The organism is Pseudomonas mucidolens (assembly GCF_900106045.1).
Lineage (GTDB): Bacteria > Pseudomonadota > Gammaproteobacteria > Pseudomonadales > Pseudomonadaceae > Aquipseudomonas > Aquipseudomonas mucidolens.
The window spans coordinates 825,741-838,368 of record NZ_LT629802.1 but is presented as its reverse complement, the minus strand read 5'-3'; the positions used below and the strand labels follow the sequence as shown (position 1 = coordinate 838,368).

10 protein-coding genes are annotated in these 12,628 nt (G+C 57.3%); 2 read left to right on the top strand and 8 right to left on the bottom strand.

What is annotated here, in order from left to right:
• Window positions 1–17: 17 nt before the first annotated feature.
• The 5 genes from BLU75_RS04165 to sdhC form a co-directional block, all read right to left on the bottom strand.
• On the bottom strand, window positions 18–2,849 hold the full coding sequence (locus BLU75_RS04165) for a 2-oxoglutarate dehydrogenase E1 component (RefSeq protein WP_084381142.1): 2,832 nt from the start codon (window positions 2,847–2,849) through the stop codon (window positions 18–20).
• 262 nt (window positions 2,850–3,111) lie between these two features.
• Entirely contained in the window at window positions 3,112–3,816 is a 705-nt protein-coding gene (locus tag BLU75_RS04160; RefSeq protein ID WP_034118919.1) for a succinate dehydrogenase iron-sulfur subunit, read from the bottom strand.
• A gap of 11 nt (window positions 3,817–3,827) precedes the next feature.
• Entirely contained in the window at window positions 3,828–5,600 is a 1,773-nt protein-coding gene (gene sdhA / locus BLU75_RS04155; RefSeq protein WP_084381143.1) for a succinate dehydrogenase flavoprotein subunit, read from the bottom strand.
• Between the two features lie 3 nt (window positions 5,601–5,603).
• Window positions 5,604–5,972: a succinate dehydrogenase, hydrophobic membrane anchor protein gene (gene sdhD / locus BLU75_RS04150; protein ID WP_084381144.1), complete on the bottom strand. Its 369-nt coding sequence runs from the start codon at window positions 5,970–5,972 to the stop codon at window positions 5,604–5,606.
• Window positions 5,966–6,340 carry a succinate dehydrogenase, cytochrome b556 subunit gene (gene sdhC, locus BLU75_RS04145; RefSeq protein ID WP_084381145.1) on the bottom strand — a complete coding sequence of 125 codons (375 nt, stop codon included), beginning with the start codon at window positions 6,338–6,340 and terminating at the stop codon, window positions 5,966–5,968. Before sdhC ends, sdhD begins: the two co-directional genes overlap by 7 nt.
• A 362-nt stretch (window positions 6,341–6,702) precedes the next feature.
• On the opposite strand from sdhC, the gene gltA reads away from it, so the two are divergent.
• Together gltA and BLU75_RS04135 are read left to right on the top strand one after the other, a co-directional pair.
• Window positions 6,703–7,992, top strand: a complete 1,290-nt coding sequence (gene gltA, locus BLU75_RS04140) for a citrate synthase (RefSeq protein ID WP_084381146.1) — start codon at window positions 6,703–6,705, stop codon at window positions 7,990–7,992.
• Window positions 7,993–8,297: 305 nt separating this feature from the next.
• Window positions 8,298–9,215, top strand: a complete 918-nt coding sequence (locus BLU75_RS04135) for an IS110 family transposase (RefSeq protein WP_084381955.1) — start codon at window positions 8,298–8,300, stop codon at window positions 9,213–9,215.
• 174 nt (window positions 9,216–9,389) lie between these two features.
• Here BLU75_RS04135 and BLU75_RS04130 read toward each other — a convergent pair whose 3' ends face one another.
• From BLU75_RS04130 to BLU75_RS04120, 3 genes are all read right to left on the bottom strand, one after another.
• A complete protein-coding gene (locus tag BLU75_RS04130) occupies window positions 9,390–11,048 on the bottom strand; it encodes a cation acetate symporter (protein ID WP_084380817.1) in 1,659 nt (552 codons plus the stop codon).
• Window positions 11,045–11,356, bottom strand: a complete 312-nt coding sequence (locus BLU75_RS04125) for a DUF485 domain-containing protein (protein WP_084380816.1) — start codon at window positions 11,354–11,356, stop codon at window positions 11,045–11,047. The genes BLU75_RS04130 and BLU75_RS04125 overlap by 4 nt, the downstream gene beginning before the upstream one ends.
• A gap of 231 nt (window positions 11,357–11,587) precedes the next feature.
• Window positions 11,588–12,439 carry a glycine betaine ABC transporter substrate-binding protein gene (locus BLU75_RS04120; RefSeq protein WP_084380815.1) on the bottom strand — a complete coding sequence of 284 codons (852 nt, stop codon included), beginning with the start codon at window positions 12,437–12,439 and terminating at the stop codon, window positions 11,588–11,590.
• Window positions 12,440–12,628 lie beyond the last annotated feature (189 nt).

Genomic DNA, 12,628 nt, shown 5'->3' with positions numbered 1-12,628 from the left:
CAGTCAGCGCGAAGGCGTTAAACAGTGAAAGCATCTTGCAGCAGTTTTTCCTGCTGCTCGGCGTGCATCGATGCATAACCACAAGCAGGTGCGGCAGAAGCGTCACGGCCCGCGTACTCGAGTACGAGAGACTTGTTGTGACCGCCAACGATGCGACGCATGTGGTGCTGGCTGCAGTACCAGGCCCCTTGGTTCATCGGCTCTTCCTGACACCAAACGATGTGTTTGAGGTTGGAATAAGGCGCCAGGACTTCAATCAAGTCGTCCTCGGGGAATGGGTACAACTGCTCAAGACGCACGATGGCAATGTCATCACGACCTTCGGCACGGCGTTTTTCCAGCAGGTCGTAGTAGACCTTGCCGCTGCACAGCACCAGACGAGTGACCTTTTTCGGATCATGCGCATCGATTTCCGGAATAACGGTCTGGAACGAACCTTCGGCCAGATCTTCCAGGGTCGAGATGGCCAATTTATGACGCAACAGCGATTTCGGCGTCAGGACTACCAATGGCTTACGCAGGGGACGAATCACCTGACGACGCAGCAAGTGGTAGATCTGGGCCGGCGTAGTCGGCACGCACACCTGGATGTTGTGCTCGGCGCACAGCTGCAGATAACGCTCCAGACGGGCCGATGAGTGCTCCGGCCCCTGACCTTCATAACCGTGTGGCAGCAGCATGGTCAGGCCGCAGAGACGACCCCACTTGTGCTCGCCGCTGGTGATGAACTGGTCGATAACCACCTGTGCACCGTTGGCGAAGTCACCAAACTGGGCTTCCCAGATCACCAACGCTTGAGGCGTGGTGGTGGCGTAGCCATATTCGAACGCAAGTACGGCTTCTTCGGACAGGAACGAATCGTACAGATCGAAGCGTGGCTGGCCCTTGTACAGGTTTTGCAACGGGATGTAGGTGCCCGCGTCTTTCTGGTTGTGCAATACCGCGTGACGGTGCGAGAACGTACCACGGCCAATGTCCTGGCCAGTCATGCGGATCGGGTGACCTTCGAACGCCAGGGTCGCGTATGCCATGGTTTCGGCATAACCCCAGTTGATCGGCAGGCCGCCGGCTTGCATCTTCTGCCGGTCTTCGTAGATCTTCGCGACCTGACGCTGAACCACAAAGCCTTCCGGAATTTCCAGCAGCTTGGCGGACAGTTCCTGCAAGGTCTTGAGATCGAACGTGGTGTCGTGACGCGCAGTCCAGGCGTGGCCCAGGTACGGACGCCAGTCAACGAACAGCTCTTTGTTCGGTTCCTTGACCAGGCTTTTCACAACATGCAGACCGTTATCCAGCGCGTTGCGGTATTCATCGACTTTCGCCTGAACACGCGCCTCGTCCACCACGCCGGCCTTGATCAGGCTATCGGCATACTGTTCGCGGGTGGTGCGCTGCTTGGTGATCCGCTGGTACATCAACGGCTGGGTGCCGCTAGGCTCATCCGCTTCGTTGTGACCGCGACGACGGTAGCAGACCAGGTCGATCACCACGTCACGCTTGAACTGCATGCGGTAGTCGATGGCCAACTGGGTCACGAACAGCACCGCTTCCGGATCATCACCATTCACATGGAGGATCGGCGCCTGGATCATCTTGGCGACGTCGGTTGCGTACTCGGTGGAACGCGAATCCAACGGGTTGCTGATCGTGAAGCCAACCTGGTTGTTGATGACGATGTGGACCGTGCCGCCAGTCTTGAAGCCGCGAGTCTGCGACATCTGGAAGGTTTCCATGACCACGCCCTGACCGGCGAATGCCGCGTCACCGTGGATGGAAATCGGCAGGACCTTCTCACCGCTCGAATCATTGCGACGGTCCTGACGAGCACGCACCGAACCCTCGACCACTGGGGAAACGATTTCCAGGTGGGATGGGTTGAATGCCATGGCCAGGTGGACTTCGCCGCCGGTGGTCATCACGTTGGACGAGAAACCCTGGTGGTATTTGACGTCACCGGAGCCCAGCTCGACCTTCTTCTTGCCTTCGAACTCGTCGAACAGCTCGCGCGGGTTCTTGCCGAAGGTGTTGACCAGCACGTTCAGGCGACCACGGTGGGCCATGCCGATGACGATTTCCTTGGTGCCGTAGGAGCCGGAGCGCTGGATCAGTTCGTCGAGCATCGGAATCAGGCTTTCGCCGCCTTCCAGGCCGAAACGCTTGGTCCCCGGGTATTTTGTGCCCAGGTATTTTTCCAGGCCTTCGCCAGCAGTGACACGTTCAAGCAGATGGCTCTTGATGTCAGCCGAGTAAACCGGACGACCGCGCACGCCTTCCAGGCGCTGCTGGAACCAGTGGCGCTGCTCGGAATCGGTAATGTGCGTGAATTCAGCGCCAATGGTGCGGCAATATGTCTGCTGCAACGCTTCGTGAATTTCGCGTAGGCTCGCTTCCTCTTTGCCGATGAACAGGTCGCCGGCACGGAAGGTCGTATCTAGATCGGCATTGGTCAAGCCGTAGTGATTGATCGACAGGTCTGCAGGTGCAGGACGCTGCCACAGCCCCAGCGGGTCAAGCTGGGCTGCCTGGTGGCCACGCATACGGTAGGCCTGGATCAGTCGCAATACTTCAACTTGCTTCTTCTCGTGCTCACTGCTCACGCTGCCGGCAGATACCGGTTGGGCGCGGCGCTGGTTCTTTGCCAGCAGCACGAACTGATCGCGAATCGTAGCGTGCGATACATCGGTGGCAGCGTTGCCGTCAGTAGGCAACGTCTGAAATTTGGTGCGCCATTCTTCTGGCACAGCGTTAGGGTCGTGCAGGTAGAGCTCATAAAGCTCTTCCACATAGGCAGCGTTACCACCTGAAAGATAGCCGCTGTTCCACATGCGCTGCATCACGCTTTCTTGCATGCTTGGTCACCCTCGATTTGGGGACACCACCGGCGAAAACACCGAGTTTGCTTGCAGAAGTCCGAGTGCAGCGACTAAAACAAGCCACTTAGGATCACGCTGATAGTTCGGGTACCAACCCGAATGCCCCTGCTTGTCTCATTTCTTCAAAATAAGAGCCACGGCTTTGTAAGTCGCTGCTCAAGTTAAAACTACGGCGCCGGTTGAAGCCTGCGCCGCAGCATCTACGGGCACAACGGTCCTGCTTTTACCACAACGTCAGTTACACGCCGCTCTGCAGCAGCATGTTACGGATGTGACCAATGGCCTTAGTCGGGTTCAGGCCTTTGGGACATACGTTGACGCAGTTCATGATCCCGCGGCAGCGGAATACGCTGAACGGGTCATCGAGTGAAGCCAGACGCTCGGAGGTCTTGGTGTCACGGCTGTCTGCCAGGAAGCGATAGGCTTGCAGCAGGGCAGCTGGACCCAGGAACTTGTCCGGGTTCCACCAGAAGGACGGGCACGAAGTCGAGCAGCAAGCGCACAGGATGCACTCGTACAGACCGTCGAGCTTCTCGCGCTCTTCCGGGGACTGCAGACGCTCGATGGCCGGAGCCGGCGTGTCGTTCTGCAGGAACGGCTTAACTTTCTCGTATTGCTTGTAGAAGATGCTCATATCGACGACCAGGTCACGGATAACCGGCAAACCAGGCAGAGGACGAACGATCAGCTTGTTGCCTTTGACGACAGCGGACAGCGGCGTGATGCACGCCAGGCCGTTTTTGCCGTTGATGTTCATGCCGTCGGAACCGCAGACACCTTCACGGCAAGAGCGACGATAGGAGAAACCCTCGTCCTGCTCTTTGATCAGGGCCAGCACGTCCAGCACCATCAGGTCTTTACCACCGGTATCGACCGAGAATTCCTGCATGAACGGCGCAGCGTCCTGATCAGGGTTGTAGCGATAAACACTGACTTTCAACATGGCAGCCACCCTTAGTAAGTCCGAATCTTCGGTTCAAACGTCGGAACCGTCTTCGGCGAGAAGTTCACGGCACGCTTGGTTACGCGCTTGTCACCCGGGAAGTACAGGGTGTGGCACAACCAGTTTTCGTCATCGCGATCTTCAAAGTCTTCACGGGCGTGAGCACCACGGGATTCTTTACGAACCTCGGCGGCGATCGCAGTCGCTTCAGCCACTTCCAACAGGTTTTGCAGCTCAAGGGCTTCGATACGAGCGGTGTTGAACGCCTGGCTCTTATCGTTGATCTTGACGTTGGCGATACGCTTGCGCAGGTCAGCCAGCTGGGCAATACCCTTCTGCATGTATTCGCCGGTACGGAATACACCGAAGTAGTTCTGCATGCAGCTTTGCAGCTCGCGACGCAGGGTTGCCACGTCTTCGCCATCAGTGCGCTCATTCAGGGCGCTCAGGCGCGCCAGTGCGGCTTCGATGTTGGCGTCGGTGGCGTCATCGTATTCGATGCCGTCGGTCAGCGCCTTTTCCAGGTGCAGGCCGGCAGCGCGGCCGAATACCACCAGATCGAGCAGCGAATTGCCGCCCAGGCGGTTGGCACCGTGAACCGATACGCACGCCACTTCGCCTACCGCGAACAGACCATGAATGATCTCGTCCTGGCCTTCGGCGTTCTGGGTGATCGCCTGGCCATGAATGTTGGTCGGCACGCCGCCCATCATATAGTGGCAAGTCGGAACAACCGGAACCGGAGCAACCACCGGATCAACGTGGGCAAAGGTCTTGGACAGCTCGCAGATACCTGGCAGGCGGCTGTGCAGCACTTCTTCACCGAGGTGATCGAGTTTCAGCAGTACGTGGTCGCCATTCGGGCCACAGCCGTTGCCAGCGATGATTTCTTTAACCATCGAACGGGCTACAACGTCACGACCAGCAAGGTCTTTCGCGTTCGGAGCATAACGCTCCATGAAACGCTCGCCATGCTTGTTGATCAGGTAGCCACCTTCACCACGGCAGCCTTCGGTCACCAGTACACCAGCGCCGGCGATACCGGTCGGGTGGAACTGCCACATTTCGATGTCTTGTACCGGTACGCCAGCACGCAGTGCCATGCCGACGCCGTCGCCGGTGTTGATCAGGGCATTGGTGGTCGACGCGTAGATACGACCTGCACCGCCAGTGGCCAGAACGGTAGCCTTGGCGCGGATGTAGGTGGTTTCACCGGTTTCGATGCAGATGGCGATCACACCGACGAACTCGCCTTGCGCGTTCTTGACCAGGTCAACCGCGTAGTACTCGTTCAGGAACGTGGTACCGGCTTTCAGGTTGCCCTGATACAGCGTGTGCAGCAGCGCGTGACCGGTACGGTCGGATGCGGCGCACGTACGGGCAGCCTGACCACCTTTACCGTAATCCTTCGACTGGCCGCCGAATGGACGCTGGTAGATACGACCCTGTTCGGTACGGGAGAACGGCAGCCCCATGTGATCCAGCTCGAACACCGCAGCCGGGCCTTCCTGACACATGTACTCGATAGCGTCCTGGTCACCGATGTAGTCGGAACCCTTGACGGTATCGTACATGTGCCAGCGCCAGTCATCGTTCGGATCCGCGGAAGCGATGGCACAGGTGATGCCACCCTGGGCCGATACGGTGTGGGAACGGGTCGGGAACACTTTGGTGATCACGGCCGTCTTGTGACCGCCCTGGGCCAGCTGCAGCGCTGCGCGCATGCCGGCGCCGCCGCCACCAATAATGATAGCGTCAAAAGAAATCGTTGGAATGTTAGCCATGAATCAGATACCCCAGAGAATCTGCACACCCCAGACGAAGTAAGCGAACATTGCAACGCCGCATACTGCCTGGAAAAGGAAACGTACTGCAGTCGCGGACTTGCCCAGCGCCATCGGCGTCAGGTAGTCGGTCGCGATGGTCCACATGCCGACCCAGGCGTGAGCGCCCAGGGCTACAAGGGCCAGCAGACTGAAGATACGCATTCCGTTGTGGGAGAACAGACCGTGCCATTGAGCGTAATCAATGCCAGGGTTTGCAACGAGGTACCCGATCAGGAAAATGAAATAAGCCGCGAGAACGACCGCAGACACGCGTTGTGCCATCCAATCATAGAGGCCCGAACGCGACAGATTCGTAACGCTGGTTACCATATCCAAACTCCCGCAAGAACGATTACCACCACGGAAACGGCGATAACGATTTTCGAGCCCAGCTTGCCGCCTTCCAGCGTCTCACCGATACCCATGTCCATGATCAAGTGGCGCACACCGGCCACCAAGTGATACAGCAGAGCGGACAGGAGGCCCCACGCCACGAACTTGGCCAGCGGACTGGTCATGCATGCCTTCACCTCGGCATAACCTTCCTCGGAACCCAGGGATTTGCTCAATGCGTAAAGCATGATGCCCAAGCCCAGGAAGAGGATGATGCCGGAAACACGGTGCAGGAATGACGTTACGCCGGTGATGGGGAGTTTGATGGTCCTTAGGTCTAGGTTTACAGGTCGTTGGCTATTCACGGCTTTTTTTCACACTGAAGAGCCCCTAACAATCAGGGCAAAGTTGTTGGGGAGTGCACTGGTCAGGTAACCACCACCCAGGGATGCGACCCCCATCAGAACGGGCCCAAAAGCCCCTGGCGGTCGGAGGCCGAGTATAGACAGTTAGGTTACTAATGACAACGCGCACTCCTCACCCTAATAGCTGATTGCGCTGACGGCATAAAAGGCGTAAACGGCAGTCAATTTCGAGGAAAAAGTAGGGTTAAAGCCTTCTAGAGCAAGACTTTAGGCAAATTGACATCTGAATTTATCTCACTATAGTGGTGCGGGCCCTGCGTGGGGGGTCTGTCTGATGATTTGAAGCATAAATAGGAGGCCACATGGCTGACAAAAAAGCGCAGTTGATCATCGAGGGCGCAGCCCCCGTCGAGCTGCCCATTTTAACCGGCACCGTGGGTCCCGATGTTATCGACGTGCGGGGCCTGACGGCCACGGGCCGTTTTACATTTGACCCTGGCTTCATGTCGACTGCCTCTTGCGAGTCGAAGATCACCTATATAGATGGTGATAATGGCATTTTGCTGCACCGTGGCTATCCGATCGAACAGCTTGCAGAGAAATCGGATTATCTGGAAACCTGCTATCTGTTGTTAAATGGCGAATTGCCAACAACCGAGCAAAAAGCCCAGTTCGTCAGCACCGTGAAGAACCACACCATGGTGCATGAACAGTTGAAGACCTTCTTCAACGGCTTCCGTCGCGACGCCCACCCGATGGCGGTCATGTGCGGCGTAGTCGGCGCCCTGTCGGCCTTCTATCACGACTCCTTGGACATCAATAATCCGCAGCATCGCGAAATTTCCGCGATCCGTCTGGTTGCCAAGATGCCAACCCTGGCCGCAATGGTTTACAAGTACTCCATGGGTCAACCCATGATGTACCCGCGCAACGACCTGACGTACGCGGAAAACTTCCTGCACATGATGTTCAACACGCCGTGCGAGATCAAACCGATCAGCCCGGTGCTGGCCAAGGCCATGGACCGGATCTTCATCCTCCATGCCGACCACGAACAAAACGCCTCCACCTCTACCGTACGTCTGGCAGGTTCCTCGGGTGCCAACCCGTTCGCCTGTATCGCCGCCGGTATCGCTGCACTCTGGGGCCCGGCCCACGGCGGTGCGAACGAAGCCGTGTTGACCATGCTCGATGAAATCGGCGATGTGTCCAACATCGACAAGTTCATCGCCAAGGCCAAGGACAAGAACGATCCGTTCAAGTTGATGGGCTTCGGTCACCGGGTCTACAAGAACCGTGACCCACGCGCCACCGTCATGAAGCAGACCTGCGACGAAGTGTTGAAGGAACTGGGCATCAACAACGATCCGCAACTCGAACTGGCCATGCGCCTGGAAGAGATCGCCCTGACCGACCCGTACTTCATCGAACGCTCGCTATACCCGAACGTCGACTTCTACTCGGGGATCATCCTCAAGGCGATCGGCATTCCAACCAGCATGTTCACCGTGATCTTCGCCCTGGCGCGGACCGTGGGCTGGATTTCCCACTGGAAGGAAATGCTCTCCAGCCCGTACAAGATCGGCCGCCCGCGCCAGCTGTACACCGGCTACGAGTCGCGTGACATCACCAAGCTGGAAGACCGCAAGTAAGCATGTAACTGCTTGGCTGCACCGAATACGGCCTCCCCTGTGGAGGCCGTTTTTATTTGTGCTGTCCGCCAACCGCTTTCGCGAGCAAGCCCGCTTGTGTCTTGATCTAGGAATAAACTCTGGGGTGAGAGGGGTGGATGGCAAGCTGCAAGTCCGCGGTGCTCAAAGCACGTGTGGGAGCCGAGCTGCCATCCACCTTTCCACTCTGGCCTACAAGCCCGAACAGTTGGACGAGCAGCCACTCGAAATCACAAGCGTGGGCAAAGCCAGAGCACTCTCACATCTGAGTGTAAGAGGGTTTTGCCATGATTTCCTGGGTCGGTATCGACATCTCAAAATCAAACCTTGTCGTCTGGGTTAAACCACAGAGCGAAGGTTTCGATGTTTCAAACACTTCAGAAGGATTTCTTGAGCTGATTCGACGATTGAGTCAGTTTGAAGTCAGTCTGATTTTGCTGGAGGCCACCGGGGGCTATGAGCGTAATGCCATGGCGGCTCTGCAAGGCGCAAACTTCAAGGTGCTCAGGGTCAATCCTCGCCGAGCCAGATCCTTTGCCGTGGCGATGGGCAAGAATGCGAAGACTGACGCTATTGATGCGGCCGTTCTAGCAGACTTTGCTGAAGTGCTGAATGCCTCAAGCAGCAAGGTTATTTCGCCTGAGCGTGAAGCGCTCCGCGAGCTGGTTCAGCAGCGCGAGCATTTCGTTCAGCAACGAGACGACAATAAGCGCCGTCTTCAGCAAGCCCAGCTACCAGCCGTTATTGCGCTGATCAAAGGCCATATTCACTTCCTGCAAACGCAAATCAGGCAACTTGATAAGGCCATCAATCAGAGCATGCACGAACTGGACGCAGAAAAAGCCCAGCGGCTCATCTCTGTTAAAGGTATCGGTACGGTTGCCACCGCGAGTTTGCTGGTTTATCTGCCCGAACTAGGTGAGCTTGATCGCCGTGAGGTTGCGGCCTTGGCAGGTATCGCGCCCTTGAACGACGACAGCGGTAATCACAGCGGGAAGCGACATATCTATGGAGGCAGAGCCCGTGTCAGACGGGCTCTGTACATGTCCTGCTGGGTTGTAATCCGCCATCAGCCCGACTTCAAGGCACGCTACGAAGGCCTTCGAGAGCGAGGTAAGAGCGCGAAGGTCGCGCTCATCGCCTGCATGCGTGTACTGCTGATTAGGCTCAATGCCATGTTGCGAGATGGCACTGAGTGGCGGTGACGAATGGCATGGTGAAGACAGTTGCTCCCACATTCGACCGCACTCCAAAGGATGTACTCGGTCAAATGTGTACAAGCGGGCTTGCTCGCGAAAGCAATGACCCGGCCACCCAAAACCCCAGGCAAAAAAATGCCCCAGCCTTTCGGCCAGGGCATTTCTTGTTCAGCTACACCTTCAGTGGTTAACCGCCCCACTCGCTCCCAGGCCAGTCTGCGAACGCACAAACTGCGGGAAGTACAGCGCACGCTCTTTCTCCGCCGCCGCCGACTTGTCGGTGATGGAGAAGAACCAGATACCAATGAACGCAATGATCATCGAGAACAGCGCCGGGTACTCATACGGGAAGATGGCTGTTTCATGATGCAGGATCGAGACCCAGATGGTCGGACCGAGGATCATCAGGCCGACGGCACTGACCAGGCCCAGCCAGCCGCCAATCATGGCGCCACGGGTAGTGAGGTTTTTCCAGTACATGGAAAGCAGCAACACCGGGAAGTTACAGCTCGCGGCAATGGAGAACGCCAGGCCGACCATGAACGCAATGTTCTGACTTTCGAACAGGATGCCCAAGCCAATCGCCAGCACCGCCAGGGCAATGGTGGTGATCTTCGAGACGCGAATCTCATCCTTGTCGTTGGTCTTGCCTTTCTTGATCACGCTGGCATACAGGTCATGGGACACTGCGGAAGCACCGGCCAGCGTCAGACCGGCAACCACCGCGAGGATGGTGGCAAACGCCACAGCCGAGATGAAGCCCAGGAAGATACTGCCACCCACCGCGTCAGCCAAATGCACCGCCGCCATGTTATTGCCACCCAACAGAGCGCCTGCCGCGTCCTTGAACGCCGGGTTGGTGCTGACCAGCAGAATCGCGCCGAAGCCGATGATAAAGGTCAGGATATAGAAGTAACCAATGAAGCCAGTGGCGTACAACACGCTCTTGCGCGCTTCCTTGGCGTCACTCACGGTGAAGAAGCGCATCAGGATATGCGGCAAGCCTGCGGTGCCGAACATCAGCGCCAGTCCCAGGGAAAGCGCCGAAATCGGATCCTTCACCAGGCCACCCGGGCTCATGATCGCTTCACCCTTGGCGTGAACCTTGGTCGCCTCGGAGAACAGCATGTTGAAGTCGAAATTGACGTGCTTCATCACCATCAGCGCCATGAAGGAGGCACCGGACAACAGCAGCACCGCCTTGATGATCTGCACCCAGGTGGTCGCCAGCATGCCGCCGAACAGCACATACAGGCACATCAGGATACCGACCAGGATCACCGCGACATGGTAGTCGAGACCGAACAGCAGTTGGATCAGCTTGCCCGCGCCGACCATCTGTGCGATCAGGTAGAACGCCACCACCACCAGCGAACCACAGGCCGACAAGCTGCGAATCTGGGTTTGCCCGAGACGATAGGACGCCACGTCGGCAAAGGTGTACTTGCCCAAGTTACGCAGGCGCTCGGCGATCAGGAACAGGATGATCGGCCAGCCCACCAGGAAGCCGATCGAATAGATCAGGCCATCGTAACCGGAGGTGTATACCAGCGCGGAAATCCCCAGGAAAGACGCCGCCGACATATAGTCGCCGGCAATTGCCAGACCGTTCTGGAAACCGGTGATCTTGCCGCCGGCCGCATAGTAATCGGCCGCCGAGTTGTTGCGCTTGGAAGCCCAGTAAGTGATGCACAGTGTGGCGCCGACGAAAGCGACAAACATCACAATCGCCGGGATGTTGAGCGGTTGTTTCTGGACTTCGCCGGTCAATGCTTCCGCTGCCCAGACGGCAGGAGCAAAGAACGAAGCGCCGAGTACAGCCAATAGACGACGGATCATTGCGCAGCCTCCTTGAGAATCGCATTGTTCAAGTCGTCGAATTCGCCATTGGCGCGTCGAACATAGATGCCTGTCAGAACAAAGGCCGAGACAATCAGGCCGACCCCGAGCGGGATTCCCCAGGTAATCGACGAATCGGGGCTGATCTTGGCTCCCAACAAGTGCGGTCCGTAGGCAATCAACAGGATGAATCCGGCGTACAACCCAAGCATGATCGCCGAGAGAATCCAGGCGAATCTTTCCCTTTTTCTGACCAGCTCCTTGAAGCGCGGGCTGTTTTGAATCGAGAGGTAAATGCTGTCGTTCATTGTTTTTATCCTCGCAGCACAGCTTTTTATTATTGGAACAGTAGCCACTTTATGCGGCTTCGGCACAGGTTCCAGACGACCTTAGTCTTAGAGCGAGCTTAGCGAGGATGAGAAAAAGCTGTAGGAGCGAGCTTGCTCGCGAGAAACGCCGACGATAACGCGTTCATCCTGGATGACCGCGGTACTCTGGCGTTCTTCGCGAGCAAGCTCGTTCCTACAGTTACCGCGGGGTTATGGGGCGGTCCACTCGGCGACACGCTCAGGGTGCTTGGCAACCCAATCCTTGGCGGCGGCATCCGGCTTGGCGCCTTCCTGGATGGCCAGCATGACTTCACCGATCTCGTCTTTCGAGGCCCACTGGAATTTCTTCAGGAACGCGGCCACTTCCGGCGCTTTCTTTTCCAGGTCCTTGCTGCCGATGCTGTTGACGGTCTCGGCAGCACCATAAATCCCTTTTGGATCGTCAAGGAAACGCAGCTTCCACTTGGCGAACATCCAGTGTGGTACCCAGCCGGTGACCGCAATGGATTCCTTCTTAACTTCGGCACGGCTCAATTCGGCAATCATCGCGGCGCCGGAACTGGCTTGCAGCTTGTAGTCCAGACCGTATTGCTTGATGGCTTCGTCGGTCTTGAGCATCACGCCCGAGCCGGCATCGATACCGACGATCTTGTTCTCGAACGTGGTGTCAGTCTTCAAGTCCTCAATGGACTTGGCCTTGACGTATTCCGGCACGATCAAGCCGATCTTGGCGTCCTTGAAGTTGGGGCCGTAGTCGACCACCTTGCTCTTGTTCTTGGTCCAGTACTCACCGTGAGTCACCGGCAGCCAGGCCGAGAGCATCGCGTCGAGCTTGCCGGTGGCCACGCCTTGCCACATGATCCCGGTGGCGACCGCCTGCAGTTTCACGTCATAACCGAGCTTGGCCTTGATCACCTCGGCCGCCACATGGGTGGTGGCGACACTGTCCGACCAGCCATCCACATAGCCGATGCTCAGCGTCTTGCTGTCGGCGCTAGCCAGTGTGGAACTCATCGCAACTACCAGCGTGGCAGCTGCACCCAAGAGTCGTCGCATCTTCATAGTGCTTCCCCGAAAGTGCTGCGCTCGACGGATGCCGAGCGACGTCAACCTGTTGTTATGTGGTGCACTTCGATAATCAACCTGCAGCCACCGACGACCTGCTCTGACTACGACCTCAGGTAAGCAAGAAACGACATCACATAGCCAGCAACGCCATCCAGCAAAAAACGCCGGGAGAATCCGCCGGGA